Here is a 22,413-nt window from a genome sequence, read left to right on the forward strand (position 1 = left end):
TATGCCCTTTGCAATCATGAGCCTCACGGAGCGGGCTGCGGACCGCATCAAGGAGATCATCGAAGATAGCGACAAGCCCGTTGCGGGCGTCCGGGTCGGCGTTAAGAATGCTGGCTGTGCGGGCATGGCCTACACGCTGGATTACGTCGAAGCGCCGGTCGACGGGGACGATCACATCAGCGACAAGGGCGTCGATGTCTGGGTTGAGCCCAAGGCGACGCTGTTCCTTCTTGGCACGGTGATGGATTTCACTGAAGACAAGCTCAAGTCGGGGTTCACCTTCAACAATCCCAACCAGGATGGCGCTTGCGGGTGTGGGGAGAGCGTGCAGCTCAAGCCCGCCGACCTTGCCGAGTTGGCAAAGGCGCGTGCTGCGGCGGAAGCCACTCACTGAAGTTTTCGACACAGCTGGAAGGAAGGCGCCGCAAGGCGCCTTTTTCACGCGACGTCGATGCTGCCGGGCGCGTCGGGCAGTTCACGCTCGGAGACAACCTGATTGCGACCACCGGATTTGGCTGCGTAGAGGCATTTGTCGGCGCGTTCAATCAGCTGGGCGGGCTTTTCTGCCGGGCGCCATTGGGCAACGCCGACCGATAAGGTGATGCGACCGAGCTTTTCGTTTGTCGAGCGCTTGAGCAGTTCCTTGGACTGTACGGCGCTGCGGATCGTATTGGCTATGGTGATGGCGCCATTGAGTTCGGTCTCGGGCAGGACGGCGACGAACTCCTCACCGCCGAAGCGTGCCGGCATGTCGCGGCCCTTGAGGTTGGCCTTGAGGACCTGGGCGACGAGGCGAAGGACCTGATCGCCGGTCAGGTGACCGTACGTATCATTAAAGGCTTTGAACCTATCGATATCGAGCAACAGCAGGCAAAGCCGCTTTCCGTTGCGCTCCGCGCTTTCAAGCTCTAGCTCGAGTTGCTCGTCGAAGCACTTGCGGTTGGGGATTTTGGTGAGCGGATCAAGCATAGATTCGCGACGGACCTCATCGAGGTCGCGCTGGAGGAGCGAAATATCGTCGCGCGAGTTCTCGAGTTGGGCTTCAAGACGGCGATTCATGTCCTGCATGCGCCGCGTCTCCTTCAAGAGGCGGCTCGAGAGCATCTTGAGCGCATCGTCATCGATGCCGCTTTCAAGATCGCCGGATGCTTGCTGGAGCGAACCGGAGTAAGAGTTCGCCGTCGCCATGGCAAACTCGATAGCTTCGTTGATGTCGGAAATCTTGCGGCTCATAGCCTTGGACATGGCCCTGAGCTTTTCGTCCATATTGTTGATATCGAGAAATTGTTCACACAACGCCGATGCGTCTTCCGCGGTCAGCGTGCTGTTCTGGGTGAAAAGCTGATTGATCCGGGCGTTGAGTTCGGCGTTGGCGCCGGTGGTGTAGGTATAAAAGAGCTCGTAGTAGACAGGGAATGCAGGAAGATGACAGCGCTTGAGCAGCGCCATTGCCGCATTGGCAAACCCCGACGCGCGCTCAAAGTCAAACTCTGTCAGGTGCTTATTAACCACCGCCGGAAATACTTCCTACGTTTCTGATCCTGGCCAGTTCGTTGGTCTGTAAACTCGTAATGCCGGGCAATCTAACGCCGCGTGCATTCCTTTCGCGCACGCAATGTTGGGCAATGAAATATACGTACGCGACTTGGCGCGCAAGATGCTCAATTTGTGCCGTGCGTTTCAAGACAAAAATGCAAAATTGTTCGCATTTTTTGCCATCAACTAAGGAAATTTGAAGTTAACCAACTGGTTCGGCTATGCGTGGCGCCGAACTGGCCGAAGCAGAAAGGCCGGAATATGGCCTTCAGTTTCGAACGTCGCAGGCGAATCATCGTTGCTTGCCTTGCGCGCCGTATCGCGGCGTTTCTTTTTGGGCTCGGCACTTTTCTGCTTTGCCATGTCCGCGGAAGCAACGTCGCGTTTGGGCGCTTCGGGCCGTCTGCTGGAACGGCTGCGGCGGGCTGGCTTGGCGTCCGGCGTATCCACAGCCGGCGCTTCGCCATCGATCCATGCAATATCGCGCTGGATGAGCTTGGTTATTGCGTCGACATACTTGCCTTCGGAAGGCGTCACCAGCGTGATGGCGGAGCCCGACCGTCCCGCGCGTCCCGTGCGGCCGATGCGATGGACATAGTCTTCGGCGTGGGTGGGGACGTCGAAATTGAAAACGTGGCTCACCGCCGGAATATCGAGTCCGCGCGCCGCGACGTCGGACGCAACCAGAATGGGGAGGTCACCTGTGCGGAAGCGGTCCAGGGTCTCCATACGACTTTTCTGGTCCATATCGCCATGCAGCGCGCCAGCCGAAAAGCCGTGGCGTTCGAGCGAGCGGGCAACCGTCGCCACGTCGCGCTTACGGTTGCAGAAAATGATCGCGTTCTTGAGATCCTGGGCAGAGCGAATCTGGTCGCGCAGCGCGGCGCGCTTTTCCTTGGGCGTGGCACCGACTTTCAGAAGCTTCTGATCGATGGTCTCGGCGGTTGAATTCTGCCGCGCGACTTCGACTTTTACAGGATCGTTGAGGAAGCGTTCGGTGAGTTTCTGGATTTCCGGTGGCATGGTGGCCGAGAAAAACAGTGTCTGCCGACGAGGCGGCAGAAGACCGCAGATGCGCTCGATATCGGGGATGAAGCCCATGTCGAGCATGCGATCGGCTTCATCGATGACCAAGATGTCGACGCCGGTCAGAAGCAACCGGCCGCGCTCGAAATGGTCGAGCAGACGGCCAGGGGTCGCTATCAAGACGTCGGCACCACGGTCGAGTTTCTTGTTTTGATCTTCGAACGATACGCCGCCAATCAGGAGCGCCACCGTGAGGCGATGGTTCTTGCCGTATTTTTCAAAGTTCTCGTGGACCTGTGCCGCGAGTTCGCGCGTGGGCTCAAGGATCAGCGTGCGCGGCATGCGCGCCCGGGCGCGGCCTTTTTCCAGGAGCGATAGCATGGGCAGGACAAAGGACGCGGTTTTGCCCGTTCCGGTCTGGGCAATGCCGATCAAATCCTTCTTTTCCAGAACGTGCGGGATCGCTTGCGCCTGGATGTCCGTGGGCTTGGTATAGCCTGCAGCGGTAACGGCGTCTGTCACCTTGTCGCCAAGTCCGAGCTCAGAAAATTGCACTGTCAAATCGGGTGTCCATCTGTGTCAGCCATGAGCGGTGCCGGCAGCAATCCGCTCAATGCGATAACTGTACGTGCCGAATGCAAAGCGCATGAGAACGTGCCAGCATATGCAAACAGTCCAGAGCCTTCTGCCTCGGCTGAAACGAGGCGTTTGCTCACTAAAGTGATTGTCGCACGCTTCGGTCCTGCGGACGGGAGATGTCCGGTGTACCGAAATGCGCTCCACCCGGCTTAATGCCGATGCCGGTGAACGGGAGAGGCCTCTGACGGGCGCGACCATAACGCACAAAGTGGGCGAGTCAACGTAGATATCGTTGGAAACCTTAACGCAGAGCGGTTTTTAGCCGAAACAGACGCATTTCGACCCGCCGTCAGACGTCGATTTCGGTCACGAAGGCCGCGTGTTCCTGGATGAATTCGAACCGCGCCTCGGGCTTATTACCCATCAACCGGTCGACAGCGCCTTTGGTTTCCGTACGGTCGTCGACAAGCCGGACCTGCAACAGCGTGCGGGTCTTGGGGTTCATCGTGGTTTCCTTCAAATGAGCGTGAGGCATCTCGCCGAGACCTTTGAAGCGTGTGACCTCGACCTTGCCGCGTCCGGTAAATTCGGACTGCATAAGCTGATCCTTATGCTTGTCGTCCATCGCATAGGCCGTCTTGGGGCCCTGGGCAATGCGGTAGAGCGGGGGCAGGGCGAGGTAGAGGTGCCCTTCATCGATCAGCTGCGGCATTTCCTGGAAGAAGAACGTCATCAGGAGCGATGCGATGTGTGCGCCATCGACGTCGGCGTCGGTCATGATGATGATCTTGTCGTAGCGCAGGTCGTCTTCGCGATAGCGGTCGCGGGTGCCGCAGCCCAAAGCCTGCAAAAGATCGGCGATCTGCTGGTTGGCGGCGAGTTTATCGCGGCTGGCACCGGCAACGTTGAGGACCTTGCCGCGCAGGGGCAGAACCGCCTGGCTGGCGCGGTCGCGCGCCTGTTTGGCCGAACCGCCCGCGCTGTCGCCCTCAACGATGAAGAGTTCGGCACCTTGGGCCGCTGACTGGCTGCAGTCGGCGAGCTTGCCCGGCAGGCGCAGTTTGCGGGTCGCCGACTTGCGGTCGATTTCCTTTTCCTTGCGCCGGCGCAGACGCTCCTCGGCTCGGTCGATGGTCCATTCGAGGAGCTTGTTGGCCTGATTGGGCGCGGCCGTCAGCCAGTGATCGAAGGCATCGCGGATGGCGTTGTCGACGATGCGCGTGGCTTCGTTGGAAGCAAGCTTGTCCTTGGTCTGCCCCACGAATTCCGGCTCGCGGATAAAGACCGAGAGCATGGCGCCGCAATGGGCGAGAACGTCCTCGGAGGTGATGATCGACGCACGTTTGTTGCCGGTCATCTCGGCGTAATTTTTAATGCCGCGCAACAGGGCAGTGCGCAGGCCCGCTTCGTGGGTGCCACCATCCTGTGTGGGTACGGTATTGCAGTAAGATTGGGTGAAGCTATCGCCCAGATACCAAGTGATTGCCCATTCGACCGAGCCGTGCCCCCCGGGCTTGCCGGCCTTGCCGGAAAAGATGTCGTCGACGATCCGGGTTTCACCTTCGATGCGCCGCTCGACAAAGTCACGCAGGCCGCCAGGGAAATGGAACGTCGCTTTAGCGGGTACGGTGTCGGTTGCCAGGGGCTCATCGCAGGACCAGCGGATTTCGACGCCGCCGAAAAGATATGCCTTGGCGCGCGTCATGCGGAAGACGCGATCCTGGCTGAAACGGGCGTGGGCGCCAAAGATTTGTGGATCGGGGTGGAATTTGATCGTCGTGCCGCGCCGGTTGTTGACCCGGCCCGCATTTTCCAACCCGCTCATTGCTTTGCCGCGGGAATAAGTCTGACGGTAGAGTGCCTGATCGCGGGCGACCTCGACAATGAGATCGTCCGAGAGCGCGTTGACCACGGAAACGCCGACACCGTGCAGGCCGCCAGAGGTTTCGTAAGCCTTGGAGTCGAATTTTCCGCCCGCATGCAGCGTGGTCATGATGACCTCGAGCGCGGAAAGATGCGGTTGCTTTGGGTGCGCGTCGACGGGAATGCCGCGGCCGTTGTCGGTGACACTGAGATAACCGTTGGCATCGAGATGAACCTCGATACGGGTCGCGTGGCCGCCGATTGCTTCGTCCATCGCATTGTCGATGACTTCGGCAAAAAGGTGATGGAGAGCGTTGGTGTCAGTGCCCCCGATATACATGCCTGGGCGCCTGCGAACCGGTTCAAGACCCTCGAGGACCTCGATATCTGCGGCGGAGTAGCTGCCGCTCGCAACATTGCTGCCCGCCTGCTTTTCGGGTTTTGGCGCCGAAGGGGCAGGTGGGGGGGCGTTTGCAAACAGGTCGTTGTCGTCGGTCATGAATGCCTTTGGGTCGTTACGGCGCGCCAAAATGCGAATCAGGTACTTTCTGGCTTAACACATGGTGAGCGTCTGCGCCGCAAACACCACAGTTTTCAGGTCTCTTCAACAGTTATGGTCGCTTTGGCGCGCACTTGTGGACTGTGCGACAACGGCGTTGCCGTGTTCCCAAACTGGGACAGTGTCGCGGGTAAATTTGTGCACCCGATTTACCATCGGTTTGCACCTCATCAGCACTTTCTTAAATCCGTGTGCGTATAAATTTCGTCATACGGTTCATGTGTTTGGAGTTGCCGTATGCGAACGGATCTGGTGGCTGCGTTGCGTATCCTGGCCCTTGGTAGTCCGTTTTTCGAGTCCCGGTGGGAGCAGGCCGGATGAATGGTATTGCGTACCGGCTTGCCCACCTTCATCTCCCGCGCCCGGTGGTGCTGGGACTTCTGTTTGTAAGCTTTTTCCTTTTATAGCTGCAACTCCCGGTTGCACGTATTAGAGTGTACGGGTAGAGCTTTGCGCATCTTTCCTGGGGAGATGCGTGTGTCCGAGCCGCAAGCCAAAACAGTGCGTCCGCTTTATTTCATCGCGTCCTATCCGCGATCGGGCAGCCATTGGGTGCGTTCCGTCGTCTTTTTGCTCGCGGCAATGCGGTCCGCTCCCAAAGGGGGAACGATCGATCTGCGGAACATCGACAATATCATCCCTTGGGACGTACATGGCGCGCTCTACGAGAAGGCAACCGGGCAAAAACCGGGGCAGATGAGTGAGGTCGAGATTGCGGCGGCGCGCGCGGATGTGCATCGGTTGCTCGCGACGGAGTTCAAGGGGCTGCCGGTGGTCCGGACCCACGCCGTCCGGGGTACGTTCCATGGCCATCCGACCATCAATCCGCAGGTGACGCGCGGAGCGGCCTATATTGTGCGCAATCCGCTCGATGTTGCCTCTGCCCTGATCGATGAGACCGGCACGCCGCCGATGAAAATCATCGAGATGATGATGAAGGCGGACCGGCGGGTGCGTCCGCATAAGGTCGCCGTAACCGAACCGCAAGGCTCCTGGAGCCAGAACGTGGCGAGTTGGACGGGACGGGAAGAGAAAGCCATCCTGGTTCTCAAGTTCGAGGATATCGCCAAGAACCCAACGCACCAGTTTCGCAAGCTGGCTGAACATATGCGTCTGCCGATCACCGAGGAGGCCCTGATCCAGGCGGTCAAGCTGATCGACGCGCAGCGTAAGAAAGCGGGGCGCCAAGGGCTGGCTCGAGACTACCGCAAGACGCTGCAGCCCATTCACGCGCGGGCGGTTATCGAAGGCCACGCAGTCGAGATGAACCGGCACGGCTATCTTACGCCATCGGTTCTCGACTATGTCGGGTTGACCAAGGAGCAGGCGCTCGAAATTGGCGCCCGGCACGCGCCGAGAGCGGTACAATAGGATGCAGTGATTGCAGCCGTACCATCGTCGCACTATAAGATTTTTATCTTGTCTCTAACGCTAATGGAGGGCTGCGTGATTACGTTCTTTCGTCACCATCGTCAGCGTGGCCCTGTTTGTGCCCTGCAGCAGACGTTGCAGGGCTGACCGGCACAGAGACACCTTTCAGTTTCGTCTCATAGAAACGGTCCGCCTTGTTCATGGCGCTCGGAGTTTAATTCCTGGCGCTTTTGATGAACGCGCGCCCGAGCTTGGCGCATTGTCGGCGAGACGATCCAATGACAGTCCTGATTTTGAAAGACGCGACCTACGTCGCCAATGTTCCCCTTTTTCGTAATGTGAACCTTACGCTTGGCCCTGGAGACCGGCTGGGGCTGGTAGCCGCCAACGGTGCGGGCAAAACCACGCTGCTTAAGTGCATTGCCGGAGACCTCGACCTCACAGCCGGTGAGATCACGCGCTCGCGCGGCACCCGGATCGGCTATGTCGAACAGCATGTGGCGTCGGATATTCTTGGCTGGAGTTTCTATCGGGCGGTTCAGGATATGCTGCCCGAGGACACGCGAGAGAGCGAGAGCTGGCGGGTGGATGTCGTACTCGACACGCTTGGCGCACCGGACGATATCCGGCATCTGCCGGTCGCCGAACTCAGCGGTGGTTGGCAGCGGCTAATGCTGTTGGCGCGAGTGTGGGTGACGGATCCTGACGTCCTGTTGCTCGACGAGCCGACGAACCATCTGGACCTCGAGAAAATCCTGCTTCTTGAAGACTGGCTCAGAACCGGGATTGGCGATGTTCCGGTCGTTATCGCAAGCCATGACCGCAGCTTTCTCGACGGCGCGACGAACCGGACGCTGTTTTTGCGGCCGGAAACTTCCCGCTACTTCAGCTTGCCTTATAGCCGTGCACGAACGTCGCTTGAGGGGGAGGATGCCGCGGACGCCGCGCAGCGGGAGCGTGACCTCAGGGAAGCTCAGCAGCTGCGGCGGCAGTCGGCCAAGCTCAAGAATATCGGCATCAATTCGGGGAGCGACCTTTTGCAAAAGAAGCAAAGGCAGCTTCGGGAGCGAGCCGAAAAGATCGAGGATGGCGTCAAGGCGCTGCACAAGGAACGGCCTGGCGATATTCGGCTGGCGAACCGGGGGACGCACGCCAAGGTTCTGGTTGCGATCGAGGACTTTACCGTTTGCAAGTCCGACGGAGGAACGCTGTTCAATATCCCGAAACTTCATATCTTTCAGGGCGACAGGATTGTGCTTTTGGGGCGCAACGGGACGGGTAAATCGACGTTCGTCGGGGTGCTGCGGCAGGTTCTGGAAGATGCAGCGGATGTCTCCGGTATCCGGGCAACACCGAGCCTTGTCACGGGCTATATGGACCAGGGCCTCTCGAACGTGCCCGACAAAGCCTCGCCGTTCGATTTCATTGCGGCGTTCGGACAAGGGGACAAACGCACGCGGGCGTTGCTTGCCGGGGCCGGTATTGCAGCCGAAAAGCAAGGGCGACCGATCGCGGCGCTGTCATTCGGTCAGAAGGCGCGGCTGGGACTTATGGCGCTGCGGCTCCGGGAGCCGAACTTTTATCTGCTCGATGAACCAACCAATCATATCGATATCGCGGGGCAGGAAGCGCTGGCGGCGGAGATCGCGGAACATCAGGCCAATTGCGTTCTTATTTCGCACGACAGGGCGTTTGTCCGCGACGTCGGGACCCGCTTCTTCATGATCGAGACGGGCAGGTTCACCGAGATCGACGATCCGAACCGCTTCTTTGATGGCATGAGGGATGGTTAGCCGAGCCGTCGGGCGGCACCCGGCGGTATTCCATACTGTGCCTTGAAGCGGCGGTGGAAATGGGCCGCATCGCGAAAGCCACAGGCGAAGGCTATGTTTTCGACACTGCGCATACAAAACGCGGGGTTTAAGAGCATGTGCCGGGCCCGATCGAGCCTTTCGGCGATCAGCCAGCTCGAGAAGGTCTCGTCGTTACGGGCAAACTGTTTCTGGATCGTACGTGTCGTGCAGCCGAGGGCCCGCGCAAGGTGGACGATGCTGAAATCGGGTTCGGTCAGGTACGGCCGCGCGCAGGCCTTGATGGTTTCGAGTGGCAGGGCATGGGGTGGTTCGGCGGCAGCTTCGGGTGCATCTTCGAGGAGGCGCGCGATGAGCCGGACGACCGAACGGCTCATCGGACCGGCGGCGTTCGGGTCGCCCAGCCGGAAGGCATCACATAGCAGGCGCAGTTGCGTGCCGGCCATCCGGCCCAACGGCGTCTGCGAGAACGCGGCGTTGGCGTTCCGGATGCGCGCCGGGGAGAGGTCGATGCTGAGCGCCGTTCTTGAAATTCTCAGCGTGTGCAGGCTCATCTGAGCGGGACCTTCGAAGTGGACTTCGAAGGGGTGGGTATTGTCCAACAGCAGCGGAATGCCAGGCTGGACGGCGATGTCGTCCCCCAGATGGGAGGCTTTGTACGGCGCGTGTTCGGATATGTTGAGAAAGAGGCTGTCGTCGGGTTGCCGGCGTAGGGCGGCCGCGTCACGGCGGGCGAGGTGCCCGGGCGCGGTGATGTGGGCGAATATGCCTGCATCGACCGGCGCGGCAGCGAAGCTTGCGTCGAACGGCGCTTCGGGTGCTCGCTGAGGCCTTATACCCGTATAGGTGTCGCAGATGGCTTCGCAGAAGAAGGCGAAGCGCTCGCGTTCGCGGACGGCGCCTGTCCAGCGGTGAGTAATCCAGCCTTCGTGTTCGCCCAGGGTCATGAGTGTTCGTCCTCGGCACCTTTGTCCGGACCTATCCTCGGATAATTTTGGAAAAGAGCAAGACCGTAAACCGGAGGAGGGTTTTGGCGATGAGCGATGTCGGGTTGGTGCTGGTGCATGGAGCGTGGCACGGGGCGGCGACGTGGGATCAGGTGATCCCGTTGCTGGAAGCGCAGGGCGTTCGGGCGAAGGCGCTCGATCTACCGGGCGCCGGAGGCAATGCGCGTATGCCGCGGGCCTTTTTCGAGCGTCCGCTTGATCTCGGGGCGTTTGCGACGGAGATTTCGCCGAACGCGGGCGTGACGCAGAAGGAACGGACGGATGCTGTGATCGCCGCTATCGACGAGACGGCGGAAGACGTGGATAAGGTCATCCTTGTGGGGCACTCGCTGGGCGGGTTGACCGTTTCCAGCGTCGCCGAGGCCGTTCCTGGCAAGTTGTCGGCTGTCGTCTATCTTACTGCATTCATGTTGCCGCCAGGCATGCCGGCGATTGCGATGATCCAGCATGAAAAGATGGCGGGCGAACTTGTGGCGCGGCATTTCCTTTCGGACCCGCAGGCGACTGGAGCGCTGCGGCTCGATACGGCGCCGGAGGATCCGGACTACCGGGCCGGGCTCAAAGCGGCGTTTTATGCAGACCTCACTGAGGCTCAGTACGCGGCAGCACTAGAAACGCTTCACTGCGACGAACCGGCGGGCGTTGCCGTCGAGCCTTCACCGATCACGGTGGGCCAGTTTGGAGCGGTCCCGCGGCACTATATCCGGTGCACGGCAGATAACGCCATTCCGATTGCGGGGCAGGACTTCATGGTCGCATCGGTCGATGCGGCAATGGGGAATACAACGCGTTGCCATACGATGGAGACGAGCCATTCGCCGTTCTATTCGCAGCCGGCGGCGCTGGCGGATATCCTTGTGGGTATCGCGCGAGCATAGCCGGAGTTTGGCATGAACAAAAAGGGGCCCGCCGCCGGGCCCCTTCGCGTTTACTGCCGTGCCGCTTAGGCGGAATAGTACATTTCGTACTCGACCGGGTGCGGGGTGTGCTCGAACTTGATGACTTCTTCCATCTTGAGCTCGATGTAAGCGTCGATGAAGTCGTCGTCCATCACGCCGCCGGCCTTAAGGAACTCGCGGTCCGCATCCAGAGCCTCGAGCGCTTCACGCAGCGAGCCGGAGACGGTCGGAATGCCCTGGAGCTCTTCCTTGGGGAGTTCGTAGAGGTCCTTGTCCATCGGGTCGCCCGGATGGATCTTGTTCTTGATACCATCGAGGCCTGCCATCAGGAGTGCGGCGAAGGCGAGGTAGGGGTTCGCCATCGGATCGGGGAAGCGGACTTCCACACGCTTGGACTTGGGGCTCTGGCCGAACGGAATACGGCAGGAGGCCGAACGGTTGCGGGCCGAGTAGGCCAGCAGAACGGGGGCTTCGAAGCCCGGAACCAGGCGCTTGTAGGAGTTGGTCGTCGGGTTGGTGAAGGCGTTGATTGCCTTGGCGTGCTTGATCACACCGCCGATGTAATAGAGGCACTCGGTCGAAAGACCGGCATACTCGTCCCCGGCGAAGAGCGGCTTGCCGTCCTTCCAGATCGACTGGTGGCAGTGCATGCCCGATCCATTGTCTCCATAGACAGGCTTGGGCATGAAGGTTGCGGTCTTGCCGTAAGCCTGGGCGACCTGCTGAGCGGCGTACTTGTAGAGCAGGACGTGGTCGGCGGCACCGATGATCGGCTGGAACTTGATACCAAGTTCGTGCTGTGCCGAACCCACTTCGTGGTGGTGCTTTTCAACGACGACACCCATTGCGGCCATAGCTTCAAGCATTTCGCCGCGGATGTCCTGAGCGCTGTCGAGCGGCGGGACGGGGAAGTAGCCTTTTTTCAGGCCGACGTGATGGCCGGAGTTGCCGCCTTCATAATCGGCGTCGGAGTTAACCGGAAGTTCGCCGGCATCGACCTGGAAACCGACCTTGTAGGTGGTGTTGGAATACTTCACGTCATCGAACAGGAAGAATTCGGGTTCGGGGCCGAACACGACGGCGTCGCCGATGCCCGAGGTGCCGACATAAGCTTCGGCCTTCTTGGCGATCGAGCGGGGGTCGCGGTTATAGGGCTGATAGGTGGCCGGCTCGAGGATGTCGCAGTTAACGACGAGGGTCGGGGCCGAGAAGAACGGATCGACGTAGCTGGTGGCGGTGTCGGGCATCAGCACCATGTCGGATTCGTTGATGGCCTTCCAGCCGGCGATCGAGGAACCGTCGAACATCACGCCTTCTTCGAACATGTCGGCGTCGGCGACACTGGCGTCCATGGTGACATGCTGCAGCTTGCCGCGAATGTCGGTGAAACGCAGGTCGACGTATTTGATGCCCTCGTCCTTGATCTTCTGGATAAGGTCGTTTGCTGAGCTCATAGTGTGATCCCCAGTATGTGTTTGACTTTTTTGGGTTGTTTGCCCGCCGGTCCGGGAAGAGGGTGCCGGCGCGTCCAGGTTTAGGCGAAGCGTACGGCTTTAGAGCGCGTCATCGCCGCTTTCACCGGTGCGGATTCGAATGGCCTGTTCGACCGTGGAGACGAAAATCTTGCCGTCGCCGATCCGCCCGGTCTGAGCGGCGCTGCGGATGGCTTCGATCGCTTTGTCGGCCAAATGATCGGGCACGACAACTTCGACCTTTACCTTGGGCAGGAAGTCGACGACATATTCGGCACCACGATACAGTTCGGTGTGCCCCTTCTGCCGGCCGAACCCTTTGGCTTCCGTAACCGTGATGCCCTGGAGGCCGACGTCCTGCAAGGCTTCCTTGACCTCGTCGAGCTTGAACGGTTTGACGATAGCCTCGATCTTTTTCATGTCCACGTCTCCTCTTGTTCGGGACCGGTTATCCTCGCAAATGCACGCGCTATGCCAATCGCGTTTCCGTTTGCATTTATCCAAGAATTACAATTTGTTATGTTAATATGTTCAACGTACTGATGCGTTTTGAACTGCATTGATTGTCTATAAATTGTGCATTGTGATTATGTTTTGTGCAGTTTGAGTTGAGTGCGTTTGCGCGGCTTCGGCTGTCGTCGTTTGCCGATGGGCCTGGCGCGCAATGAGGCTTTGACTGGTCCTTAAACTTGGGATAGACCGCGTGCCAACTCGCGCCGGACGGCAAGAGATGCGGGTGTGGCGGAACTGGCAGACGCACTGGATTTAGGTTCCAGCGCCGCAAGGCGTGGAGGTTCGACTCCTCTCACCCGCACCATTTCCCTCCGCGGCACATTATAGAGACAAAGCTGAACGTAAAGACGGGATCGACCAAATGAACGTAACTGAAACTCTGAACGAAGGGCTGCGCCGCAAGCTCGATGTGACTGTCCCTGCGACGGTCCTTTCGTCGCGGCTCGACGAAAAGCTCGACGAGGTTCGGGGCAAGGTGCAGCTGAAGGGCTTCCGGCCTGGCAAGGTGCCTATGGCACACCTCAAAAAAGTCTATGGCCGCTCGGTCATGAGCGAAGTCATGCAGGACACGATCAACGAGACCGTCTCCAAGACGCTCGAGGACCGCTCGGAAAAGGCCGCAACGCAGCCTGAGATTGATCTTTCGGATGATCAGGCCGTTATCAATCGCGTCCTCGACGGTGAAGCCGATCTCGCGTTTACGGTGAGCTATGAGGTGCTGCCGCCGGTCGACCTTATGGACTTTTCGAAGATCAAGCTTGAAAAGCCCGTCGTTGAAGTCACCGATGAAGAGGTGGACCAGGAGGTCGAAAAGTTCTTCAAGGCTAATCGCGGCTATGAGGACAAGGGCGACGGCGCGGTCGTTGAAGACGGCGACAAAGTTGGAATTTCCTTTGTTGGCAAGATCGACGGGGAGCCATTCGAGGGCGGCAGCGCCGACCATACCCATCTCGTGATCGGTTCGGGCCAGTTCATTCCTGGCTTCGAAGAGCAGCTCGTCGGGATCAAGAAGGGTGAGGAAAAGACCATCGAGGTCACGTTCCCGGAGGATTACCAGAACGAAGAGCTCGCCGGTAAGAAGGCAACTTTCGACGTTAATGTGCTTCACGTCGATGGACCCCAAAAGGATGTCGAGCTTAATGACGAGTTTGCCAAGACTTTGGGGCTTGAAGACCTGGCGGCGCTCAAGAAGGCCATTCGCGACCAGATCGAGGGGCAGAACGAGTCGCTGTCCAAGCAGCGTGTGAAGCGGCTTGTGCTTGATGCGCTCGATGAAGGCCATAAGTTCGATGTGCCCGAAAAACTCGTCAATGCCGAGTTCGATGCCATCTGGAACCGCGTCAAGCACGAGGTCGAACATCACGGCAAGACCTTCGAGAGCGAGGGCACGACCGAGGAGAAGGCTCGTGAAGACTACCAGAAGATCGCCGAGCGCCGCGTGCGCCTGGGGCTGGTTGTCGCCGAGATCGGAAACAAGAACGAGATCGAGGTGACCGACGAAGAGCACCAGCAGGCACTCATCGGCGAAGTACGCCGCTTCCCGGGCCAGGAGCAGCAGGTCTACGACTACTACCGGCAAAACCCGCAAGCGCTCGCCAGCCTGCGTGCTCCGATCTTCGAGAACAAGGTGATCGACTTCGTGACCGAACTTGCGTCGGTCAAGGACAAGAAGGTGAGCCGCGAAGAACTGGTCAAACTGGTCCGCGAGGGCGAAGACAGCTTCGACATCGACAGCGATCACGCGCACTAAGGTGCGTCGCGCTGAATTGCATTCAGCATGACACCCTCAGGTCCTTGTTTGCCGCGTGTCCGAACCGACTCCAAGGGCCGCGCAAGCGAAAAAGTCGCAACCATCCCCGGATCACGTTCGAGGAGACGCTTTTTCTGGACACGCTCTAAGGTGTGAGCCGGCGTTCGGCCGGCCACACATTCGTCATAGTTTGACTCAGTATTGCGCTAAACCCGACCTGAAATATGGTCGGGTTCAGTCGTTTCAGGGGGAAACTGGCGCGTTCGGGTATCGAAAATCCGAATTGTCGCCGGGTTTTTGGCTTGGCGTATTGCGGAGAGGCGGGCGGCTCCCCACTTCCCCAAAAAACGTCAAAAATGTGCTCTCAGCGAGGTTGTTGCGTGCAAGAGCTTCTTACCCCCTCCCAAATGGCGCAGGCCGATCGGCTTGCCGTCGACTCCGGTGTTTCATCCTTGACATTGATGGAAAATGCGGGTCAGGCGATCGCATATGAGGTCACCCAGCATTTTGCGGTTCAGCCGGTCCTGGTTCTCTGCGGCCCGGGGAATAACGGCGGCGACGGTTTTGTGGTGGCCAGGCTTCTGGCGGAACGGGGTTGGCCGGTGCGCGTCGGTCTTTTCGGTGAGAAGGCCGATCTTAAGGGCGATGCGGCGATAATGGCGCGCAAGTGGAACGGCGCTGCCATCGAACCGGCGCTGGAGTGCCTTGAGGACGACTTCGGCGTCGTGATCGATGCTCTGCTCGGCGCCGGGTTATCACGGGACATCGATGGGGAATTGGCCGAAATCATCGAAAAGATCAATGCCAGCGGCGCCGACGTGGTTGCCGTCGACGTGCCGAGCGGGGTCGACGGGGCAACGGGTGAAGAGCGCGGCATCGCGGTAAAGGCGAAATTCACGGTGACGTTTTTCCGATGCAAGCCGGGTCACCTGCTGTACCCGGGTGGGGGGCTCTGCGGAGAGGTGCTGCTTGCCGACATCGGAATCCCCGATCACGTCCTTACCGATATCATGCCGACGGTGTTCGAAAATGATCCGCATCTGTGGCATCTCCCCCGGCGCGATCCGGCGGGACACAAATATAGCGCCGGGCATTGCCTTGTCGTTTCGGGCGATGCGCTGCGCACGGGCGCCGCGCGCCTTGCGGCCAATGGGGCGGCGCGTGTCGGTGCAGGGCTGGTGACGCTGGCCGGAGACCGTGCGGCATTGTCTGTGCACGCAAACCATGTCACCTCCATCATGCTTGCCGAGGCCGACGATCACGAGGCGCTTGCGGAAATCTTGCGCGATCGCAGGAAGAACGCGGTTGTCCTGGGCCCCGCCCTCGGTATTGGCGGGCAGACGCGCGACATGGTTCTTGCGGCGCTTCGGAGCGAAGCAGGCGTTGTCCTGGACGCCGACGCGATCACCAGTTTTCAGGAAGATCCCGAAACGCTGTTTGCTGCGATCAACGACCGTGGACGGGGCGGAGTTGTTCTGACGCCGCACCAAGGTGAATTCGTGCGTCTGTTCGGTACGTTGGCAGGTTGCAAAACCGATCGCGCCCGCCGAGCGGCGCAACTGGCTGGCACGGTCGTTCTCTATAAGGGGCCAGACACCGTGATCGCGCGTCCCGACGGTCGCGTGGTCATTAATGGCGTGACGTCGCCGCTGCTTGCGACGGCGGGGGCTGGCGACGTTCTGGCCGGGGCAATCGCGGGACTTATGGCGCAGGGAATGTCTGACTTCGATGCTGCGTGCGCGGCCGTTTTCCTTCATGGGCTGGGCACGCGCATTTATGGCAAGCCCGGTCTCACGGCCGACGATCTGCCCGGACTGATTCGCGACATCCTCATACGCGTTCTGGAATAGGAGCCTGGGCATCGCGCATTTTAGACATTAAGCATGTGCCTTATTTGAGCCACTCTCGGACTTGCTATTGAACGCGAATACCGCCAAGCCTATGTGACGGTTTAGACGTCCCTAGGCCGGTATCGCCAGCATAGGCGAGAGGCCCTTCTGAATTCATTTCCCCGGGGGAGATAAAGATAAATGAAAGATCCCGTCGATCTTTACATGAACACGCTCGTGCCGATGGTGGTCGAGCAATCCAATCGCGGCGAGCGCGCGTTCGATATCTATTCGCGGCTTTTGCGCGAGCGCATCATTTTTGTGACGGGTGTCGTCGAGGACAATATGGCCTCGGTCATCGTTGCTCAGCTTCTGTTCCTTGAATCGGAGAATCCGAAAAAGGAAATCGCGATGTACATCAATTCGCCTGGCGGCGTGGTGACCGCGGGGCTGTCGATTTACGACACCATGCAGTTCATCCGGCCCAAGGTGCAGACGCTGTGCATCGGACAGGCGGCCTCGATGGGGTCGTTGCTGCTAACGGCTGGCGAGAAGGATATGCGGGGGTGTCTGCCCAATGCCCGCGTGATGGTACATCAGCCATCCGGCGGTTATCAGGGGCAGGTCACCGATATCATGATTCACGCCCGTGAGGCCGAGAGCCTCAAGCGCCGGCTTAACGAAATCTACGTCAGGCACTCGGGCCGTACGTATCAAGAGATCGAAGACCTTTTGGAACGCGATCGGTTCCTGAGCCCGGATGAGGCCCGGGATCTGGGGCTTATCGACCACGTTCACCAGAAGCGGGACGTGCCGGAGGCGGGGGCTTAGGCCTCGCCTTTTTCACAAGTGATTGACAGAGGCGCTGCTGAGCCTCTGTCATGATTGCACCGCAAGCCAGGGACCTTTAAGGTCGAAGTGAATTACATTTTGTTCATTCGTCGTCGGCTAGCGTTGTAAACGGCGGGGTGGAACCAAGCGCAAACTGGCGCTTTTGGAGTTGCTATATGTCGAAGGAAAATTCGAGCGGAGAATCCTCAAAGAACACGCTCTACTGCTCGTTCTGCGGGAAGTCCCAACACGAAGTCCGCAAGCTGATTGCCGGGCCGACCGTATTCATCTGCGATGAATGCGTCGAATTGTGCATGGACATAATCCGTGAGGAATCCAAGACCTCAATGGTCAAATCCTCCGATGGCGTGCCGAGCCCGGCGGAAATCTGCAAGGTGCTCGACGATTACGTGATCGGCCAGGGCCGCGCCAAGCGCGTGCTCTCGGTGGCGGTCCACAATCACTATAAGCGCCTGCATCACGCGGCCAAGAATCAGGATGTGGAGCTTTCGAAATCCAATATCCTGCTGATTGGACCGACCGGCTGTGGCAAGACGCTGCTCGCGCAAACATTGGCGCGGATTCTCGATGTGCCGTTCACCATGGCCGATGCCACGACGCTTACCGAAGCGGGGTATGTCGGCGAGGATGTCGAGAACATCATTCTCAAGCTCCTGCAGTCGGCCGACTACAACGTCGACAAGGCCCAGCGCGGTATCGTCTATATCGATGAGGTCGACAAGATTTCGCGCAAGGCGGACAATCCGTCCATAACCCGGGACGTCTCGGGGGAGGGCGTGCAGCAGGCGCTTTTGAAGATTATGGAAGGCACGGTCGCTTCAGTGCCGCCGCAAGGTGGGCGCAAGCATCCGCAGCAGGAATTCCTGCAGGTGGATACGACTAATATCCTGTTCATCTGTGGTGGCGCGTTTGCGGGGCTTGAGAAGGTCATCGCGGCGCGCGGGGAGAATACCTCGATCGGGTTCACTGCGCAGGTCAAGGATCCCGAGGATCGGCGCGTGGGTGATATTCTCGCGGAAGTCGAGCCCGAGGATATGGTCCGGTTCGGGCTGATTCCGGAATTCATCGGCCGTCTGCCGGTGATCGCGACTCTGGAAGATCTCGATGAGGATGCTCTGGTGCAAATCCTCACCGAGCCCAAGAACGCGCTTGTGCGGCAATATCAGCGGCTCTTCGAAATGGAGAGCGTCGAACTCACTTTCCACGAAGATGCCCTCAAAGCCATTGCCCGGCTCGCGATCGCGCGCAAGACCGGCGCGCGCGGACTGCGCTCGATCATGGAAGGCATTCTGCTCGATACGATGTATGACCTACCTTCGCTCGAAGGGGTCGAAGAAGTCGTCATCAGCCAGGAAGTGGTGGAAAGCAAGGATGTCCGGCCGCTCTACATTTACGCCGAGCGGGCCAAGGAGGACGTCAAGCCCAGCGCTTGATACGGTCCAGTCATAAATGATTTGAAGGGCCCGGGTTTCCGGGCCCTTTTTGTTTGTCCGAGCAGTATCGTGTTAGGCATTGGCGGGTTTAAGCCTGTCAACCCGAGCGACGAATTGCTAGAATTTGCGTGAGGCCGAGTGCATCTCCAGGGGGGACAGAGGATTATGAAAACAAACCAATGGCTTGCCGGAATACTTCTCGCGATCTCCGTGGGGGTGCCTTTGGGCGCCTTGGCCCAGCCTGCCACCAAACTCGTTGACGGTCTCGATGACGATGCCATCGGTATCATGTGGTGCAGCGCGGTGCTTTTCGAGGAATCGTACTGGTATGAGGAAGGCGATGCCTGGAGCGTCTACTATGACGAGGTGAGCTACGCGCTCGAATTGATGGCGCGTGACATCATGGAGGCCGAGGGCTGGTCTCAGGAGCGGCAGGATGCGCTCTGGGAAACATACGATGGAGCGGCCTTCGACCTTGCAGAGACGGAGGATGGAACCTTCCTCGATCTGGTTGGGGTCTGCGAGGATGATTTCGGTCACCTCGCCGCGCGGCCAAAAAAATAGGCACTTCCACGTACGCACACATAGCGGGTTGCAAGCGCACCCACAGAAATTGAACCAACGCAACTTGTGGATGGGGTTTTATGCCCTATCTTAGGGGGCGAAGAGTCGCCGCCGCCCGAGCGAGTCCATATTGGTCTCACGGGCGGCGCGGCGCCATAGGAATGCCGCCGACACTCCTCCCTTTGCCGGCGGCGGTGAAAGGATAGTTCATGTCCGACAACAAAACGCCCGAAACCCAATTCGACCGGGACAAGGTCTACCCGGTTTTGCCGCTGCGCGACATCGTGGTGTTTCCCTCGATGATCGTGCCGCTGTTCGTGGGCCGGGAAAAGTCCGTGCGGGCGCTTGAGGAGGTTATGCGCGAAGATAAGCATATCCTCGTCGTAACCCAGAAGAATGCCCAAGAAGACGATCCGGCTCCCGATGCCATTTATGAGATCGGTACGATTGCCTCTGTCCTGCAACTCTTGAAGCTGCCCGACGGAACGGTGAAGGTTCTGGTTGAAGGCCTGCACCGTGCGCGGATCGCGAATTACGTCCAGACCGAAGATTATTTCGAGGCGCAGGCCGAGCAGCTTGACGTCGTCGACCACGATGCCGTCGAGGCCGAGGCGCTCGCGCGCTCTGCGGTCAGCGAGTTCGAGAACTACGTCAAGCTCAACAAAAAGATCTCTTCCGAAGTGGTGGCCGCGGTCACCCAGATCGAGGACCATTCCAAGCTCGCCGATACGATTGCGAGTCATCTGGCCGTCAAGATCCAGGACAAGCAGGACATTCTTGGCACCCCGTCGGTGACAGAGCGGCTTGAGCGCGTTCTGGGCCTGATGGAAGGCGAGATCGGTGTGCTGCAGGTCGAAAAGCGTATCCGTAGCCGCGTCAAGCGCCAGATGGAAAAAACCCAACGTGAGTATTATCTCAACGAGCAGATGAAGGCGATCCAGCGTGAGCTGGGCGACAATGAGGACGGGACCAACGAGCTTCAGGAGCTCGAAGACCGTATCGCCAAGACCAAGCTCTCCAAAGAGGCCCGGCAGAAGGCCGAGCAGGAGATGAAAAAGCTCAAGCAGATGAGCCCGATGTCGGCGGAAGCGACCGTCGTGCGGAATTATCTTGACTGGATGCTCAACCTGCCTTGGGGCAAGAAGTCCAAGATCAAGAAGGATCTTAAGTTCGCGGAAACCGTGCTCGACAATGACCACTATGGCCTTGAGAAGGTCAAGGAGCGGATTGTCGAGTATCTAGCGGTGCAGAGCCGGACGGGCAAGCTTAAGGGCCCCATCCTATGCCTTGTCGGCCCTCCCGGCGTCGGCAAAACCTCGCTGGCGCGTTCGATCGCCAAGGCGACCGGGCGCGAATATGTCCGCATGTCGCTCGGCGGTGTGCGGGACGAAGCGGAAATTCGCGGCCACAGGCGGACCTATATCGGGTCGATGCCCGGCAAGGTGATCCAGTCGCTCAAGAAAGCAGGAAAGGCGAACCCGCTGTTTCTGCTCGATGAGATCGACAAGATGGGGCAGGACTTCCGCGGCGATCCGTCCTCGGCGTTGCTCGAGGTCCTCGACCCCGAACAGAACAACACGTTCAACGATCACTATCTGGAAGTCGATTTCGATCTCTCGGATGTGATGTTCGTTACGACGGCCAATACGCTCAACATCCCCGAGCCACTGATGGATCGTATGGAGATCATCAGGCTCTCGGGGTACACGGACGAGGAAAAGTGGGAAATTTCCCGTCGGCACCTCATCCCCGAAAACCTCAAGGAGCACGGGCTCAAGGACGACGAGTTCATCCTTCCGGACGAAAGCCTTCAGCTTCTGACGCGCCGTTATACGCGCGAAGCAGGCGTGCGTAACCTCAAGCGTGAGATTGCGAACCTGATGCGCAAGGCGGTCAAGGATATCCTGATCTCGGGCAAGAAGAAGATCGATGTAACGCCCGAGCTGGTTGAGGAATATCTCGGTCCTCCGCGCTTCCGTTATGGCGAGATCGATCTTGAGCCGCAGATTGGTGTCGTCACCGGGTTGGCTTGGACCTCTGTGGGTGGCGAATTGCTCACCATTGAGGGCATCATGAGCCCGGGCAAGGGCAAGATGACCGTCACGGGCAATTTGAAGGACGTGATGAAGGAGTCGATCTCCGCAGCCGCGACCTATGTGAAGGCGCGGGCCGTCGAATACGGGATCGAGCCGCCGCTTTTTGACAAGCGGGACATCCACGTCCACGTGCCGGAAGGCGCAACGCCCAAGGACGGGCCTTCGGCGGGCATCGCCATGGCCACGGCCATCGTTTCGGTGATGACCGGAATTCCGGTGCGTCACGAGGTGGCGATGACCGGCGAGATCACCTTGCGGGGCCGTGTGCTGCCCATCGGCGGGCTCAAGGAGAAACTTCTGGCCGCGCTTCGGGGCGGGATCAAGAAGGTCCTCATTCCCGAGGAGAACGTGCGCGATCTCAAGGAGATTCCGGATAACGTCAAGCAGGGCCTCGAGATCGTTCCAGTTTCGCGCATGGGTGAGGTTCTGGAGCATGCTCTGGTCGAACAGCCTCAGCCTATTGAGTGGAATTACGATGAGGCCGCCAGTACTGTTGCCGACAAGAACGAAGGCGACGATGCGGGAACTGTACTGCCGCACTGACGTGCGTGGCGACTGTATGCATGAAGATGAGACGGCGCTCCTTTCCGGGGCGCCGTTTTTCTTTGTCCGGAGTTTGACACCGTATACCCGATTGCCGAATAACAGTTCTAAGGAGATCACCTGATAAGGGGACGACGATGCGACCATTTGGATGGGTGAGCGTGCTCGTTTGTGCGTCGATGGCGGAGCCAGCTCTGGCGCAGGAACGCTGGGAGACGTATTCGTTCCCGGAAACCGGCACCGATGCAGCGATTGTTGTCCACGACAGCGATGCCGCACTGGCGGTTCGGTGTCAGGACGACGTTCTCGATATTCTCTACCAAATCCGGCGCGAAGATCTCGATAAGGTATTCAAGGGACATCTGAACGATGCATATCTGGTCCTTTACGCCGACGATGCCGACGCGGGTTATCTCTGGGCCGAGGTGTCAATTGAGGTCGATGATCAGGATGCCTGGGCGATCTTCGTGCATGAGAATGTAACCGAATGGGCGCAGGAAGTCGCATCGGCCCGGCAGACGGTGACGGCTGCGTTTTCGCTGGACGCACTGGCCGACCGGCTGGAGCTTTACAACGAAACCGAATTTACCGCGCGCGGCTCGACCGCCACCAGCAATGAGATCGTTGCCGGCTGCGGGCGCTGAGTCGCCCGGATTGTGGGATGTCCCGCGATTTTGGGTTAATGGACGTTTATAAGTCTGCCACATTTT

17 protein-coding genes and 1 tRNA gene are annotated in these 22,413 nt (G+C 59.1%); 12 read left to right on the plus strand and 6 right to left on the minus strand.

Annotated features, from left to right (window positions below; translation table 11 throughout):
* Window position 1: 1 nt before the first annotated feature.
* The gene (locus LG281_RS01925; RefSeq protein WP_404403830.1) at window positions 2–394 is read left to right on the plus strand and encodes a HesB/IscA family protein; all 393 of its coding nucleotides are present in this window, start codon (window positions 2–4) and stop codon (window positions 392–394) included.
* A gap of 44 nt (window positions 395–438) precedes the next feature.
* On the opposite strand, the gene LG281_RS01930 is transcribed toward LG281_RS01925, so the two are convergent.
* The 3 genes from LG281_RS01930 to parE all read right to left on the minus strand — a co-directional run bounded on the left by LG281_RS01930 (window position 439) and on the right by parE (window position 5,503).
* A complete protein-coding gene (locus tag LG281_RS01930) occupies window positions 439–1,512 on the minus strand; it encodes a GGDEF domain-containing protein (protein WP_404403832.1) in 1,074 nt (357 codons plus the stop codon).
* A gap of 243 nt (window positions 1,513–1,755) precedes the next feature.
* Window positions 1,756–3,117, minus strand: a complete 1,362-nt coding sequence (locus LG281_RS01935) for a DEAD/DEAH box helicase (protein ID WP_404406587.1) — start codon at window positions 3,115–3,117, stop codon at window positions 1,756–1,758.
* A 373-nt stretch (window positions 3,118–3,490) separates the two neighbouring features.
* Window positions 3,491–5,503 carry a DNA topoisomerase IV subunit B gene (gene parE / locus LG281_RS01940; protein WP_404403834.1) on the minus strand — a complete coding sequence of 671 codons (2,013 nt, stop codon included), beginning with the start codon at window positions 5,501–5,503 and terminating at the stop codon, window positions 3,491–3,493.
* Window positions 5,504–6,040: 537 nt separating this feature from the next.
* Here parE and LG281_RS01945 point away from each other — a divergent pair.
* Together LG281_RS01945 and LG281_RS01950 are read left to right on the plus strand one after the other, a co-directional pair.
* Window positions 6,041–6,934, plus strand: coding sequence for a sulfotransferase domain-containing protein (locus LG281_RS01945; RefSeq protein WP_404403836.1), 894 nt, complete (start codon window positions 6,041–6,043; stop codon window positions 6,932–6,934).
* Window positions 6,935–7,212: 278 nt separating this feature from the next.
* Window positions 7,213–8,727, plus strand: coding sequence for an ABC-F family ATP-binding cassette domain-containing protein (locus LG281_RS01950; protein ID WP_404403838.1), 1,515 nt, complete (start codon window positions 7,213–7,215; stop codon window positions 8,725–8,727).
* On the opposite strand, the gene LG281_RS01955 is transcribed toward LG281_RS01950, so the two are convergent.
* Window positions 8,724–9,692: an AraC family transcriptional regulator gene (locus tag LG281_RS01955; RefSeq protein ID WP_404403840.1), complete on the minus strand. Its 969-nt coding sequence runs from the start codon at window positions 9,690–9,692 to the stop codon at window positions 8,724–8,726. The two genes, LG281_RS01950 and LG281_RS01955, sit on opposite strands and share 4 nt — an antisense overlap.
* A gap of 89 nt (window positions 9,693–9,781) precedes the next feature.
* Between LG281_RS01955 and LG281_RS01960 the strand changes: the two genes are divergently transcribed.
* A complete protein-coding gene (locus LG281_RS01960; RefSeq protein ID WP_404403842.1) occupies window positions 9,782–10,630 on the plus strand; it encodes an alpha/beta fold hydrolase in 849 nt (282 codons plus the stop codon).
* Window positions 10,631–10,695: 65 nt separating this feature from the next.
* On the opposite strand, the gene glnA is transcribed toward LG281_RS01960, so the two are convergent.
* Together glnA and LG281_RS01970 are read right to left on the minus strand one after the other, a co-directional pair.
* Window positions 10,696–12,105, minus strand: coding sequence for a type I glutamate--ammonia ligase (gene glnA, locus LG281_RS01965; RefSeq protein WP_404403844.1), 1,410 nt, complete (start codon window positions 12,103–12,105; stop codon window positions 10,696–10,698).
* A gap of 99 nt (window positions 12,106–12,204) precedes the next feature.
* Entirely contained in the window at window positions 12,205–12,543 is a 339-nt protein-coding gene (locus LG281_RS01970) for a P-II family nitrogen regulator (RefSeq protein WP_404403846.1), read from the minus strand.
* Window positions 12,544–12,855: 312 nt separating this feature from the next.
* Here LG281_RS01970 and LG281_RS01975 point away from each other — a divergent pair.
* The 8 genes from LG281_RS01975 (at window position 12,856) to LG281_RS02010 (ending at window position 22,347) form a co-directional block, all read left to right on the plus strand.
* Window positions 12,856–12,940 (plus strand) — tRNA-Leu (locus LG281_RS01975).
* A 57-nt stretch (window positions 12,941–12,997) separates the two neighbouring features.
* Window positions 12,998–14,386, plus strand: a complete 1,389-nt coding sequence (gene tig, locus LG281_RS01980) for a trigger factor (protein WP_404403848.1) — start codon at window positions 12,998–13,000, stop codon at window positions 14,384–14,386.
* A 380-nt stretch (window positions 14,387–14,766) separates the two neighbouring features.
* Window positions 14,767–16,236, plus strand: coding sequence for an NAD(P)H-hydrate dehydratase (locus LG281_RS01985; protein ID WP_404403850.1), 1,470 nt, complete (start codon window positions 14,767–14,769; stop codon window positions 16,234–16,236).
* A gap of 180 nt (window positions 16,237–16,416) precedes the next feature.
* Window positions 16,417–17,046: an ATP-dependent Clp protease proteolytic subunit gene (locus tag LG281_RS01990; protein WP_404403852.1), complete on the plus strand. Its 630-nt coding sequence runs from the start codon at window positions 16,417–16,419 to the stop codon at window positions 17,044–17,046.
* A gap of 176 nt (window positions 17,047–17,222) precedes the next feature.
* Entirely contained in the window at window positions 17,223–18,500 is a 1,278-nt protein-coding gene (gene clpX, locus LG281_RS01995; RefSeq protein WP_404403854.1) for an ATP-dependent Clp protease ATP-binding subunit ClpX, read from the plus strand.
* A gap of 165 nt (window positions 18,501–18,665) precedes the next feature.
* On the plus strand, window positions 18,666–19,064 hold the full coding sequence (locus LG281_RS02000; RefSeq protein WP_404403856.1) for a hypothetical protein: 399 nt from the start codon (window positions 18,666–18,668) through the stop codon (window positions 19,062–19,064).
* Between the two features lie 209 nt (window positions 19,065–19,273).
* On the plus strand, window positions 19,274–21,703 hold the full coding sequence (gene lon, locus LG281_RS02005) for an endopeptidase La (protein WP_404403858.1): 2,430 nt from the start codon (window positions 19,274–19,276) through the stop codon (window positions 21,701–21,703).
* Window positions 21,704–21,840: 137 nt separating this feature from the next.
* Window positions 21,841–22,347, plus strand: coding sequence for a hypothetical protein (locus tag LG281_RS02010; RefSeq protein ID WP_404403860.1), 507 nt, complete (start codon window positions 21,841–21,843; stop codon window positions 22,345–22,347).
* Window positions 22,348–22,413: the final 66 nt, after the last annotated feature.

It is taken from the genome of Pelagibacterium halotolerans, from assembly GCF_044811015.1.
Classification (GTDB): Bacteria; Pseudomonadota; Alphaproteobacteria; order Rhizobiales; family Devosiaceae; genus Pelagibacterium; species Pelagibacterium halotolerans_A.

What these genes read in the sequence shown, in the direction of transcription:
- LG281_RS01925 (WP_404403830.1), top strand. Translation starts at nt 2, where the DNA reads ATGCCCTTTGCAATCATGAGCCTCACGGAGCGGGCTGCGGACCGCATC.
- parE (WP_404403834.1), bottom strand. Translation starts at nt 5,503, where the DNA reads ATGACCGACGACAACGACCTGTTTGCAAACGCCCCCCCACCTGCCCCT.
- LG281_RS01950 (WP_404403838.1), top strand. Translation starts at nt 7,213, where the DNA reads ATGACAGTCCTGATTTTGAAAGACGCGACCTACGTCGCCAATGTTCCC.
- LG281_RS01955 (WP_404403840.1), bottom strand. Translation starts at nt 9,692, where the DNA reads ATGACCCTGGGCGAACACGAAGGCTGGATTACTCACCGCTGGACAGGC.
- LG281_RS01960 (WP_404403842.1), top strand. Translation starts at nt 9,782, where the DNA reads ATGAGCGATGTCGGGTTGGTGCTGGTGCATGGAGCGTGGCACGGGGCG.
- glnA (WP_404403844.1), bottom strand. Translation starts at nt 12,105, where the DNA reads ATGAGCTCAGCAAACGACCTTATCCAGAAGATCAAGGACGAGGGCATC.
- LG281_RS01970 (WP_404403846.1), bottom strand. Translation starts at nt 12,543, where the DNA reads ATGAAAAAGATCGAGGCTATCGTCAAACCGTTCAAGCTCGACGAGGTC.
- tig (WP_404403848.1), top strand. Translation starts at nt 12,998, where the DNA reads ATGAACGTAACTGAAACTCTGAACGAAGGGCTGCGCCGCAAGCTCGAT.
- LG281_RS01990 (WP_404403852.1), top strand. Translation starts at nt 16,417, where the DNA reads ATGAAAGATCCCGTCGATCTTTACATGAACACGCTCGTGCCGATGGTG.
- clpX (WP_404403854.1), top strand. Translation starts at nt 17,223, where the DNA reads ATGTCGAAGGAAAATTCGAGCGGAGAATCCTCAAAGAACACGCTCTAC.
- LG281_RS02000 (WP_404403856.1), top strand. Translation starts at nt 18,666, where the DNA reads ATGAAAACAAACCAATGGCTTGCCGGAATACTTCTCGCGATCTCCGTG.
- lon (WP_404403858.1), top strand. Translation starts at nt 19,274, where the DNA reads ATGTCCGACAACAAAACGCCCGAAACCCAATTCGACCGGGACAAGGTC.
- LG281_RS02010 (WP_404403860.1), top strand. Translation starts at nt 21,841, where the DNA reads ATGCGACCATTTGGATGGGTGAGCGTGCTCGTTTGTGCGTCGATGGCG.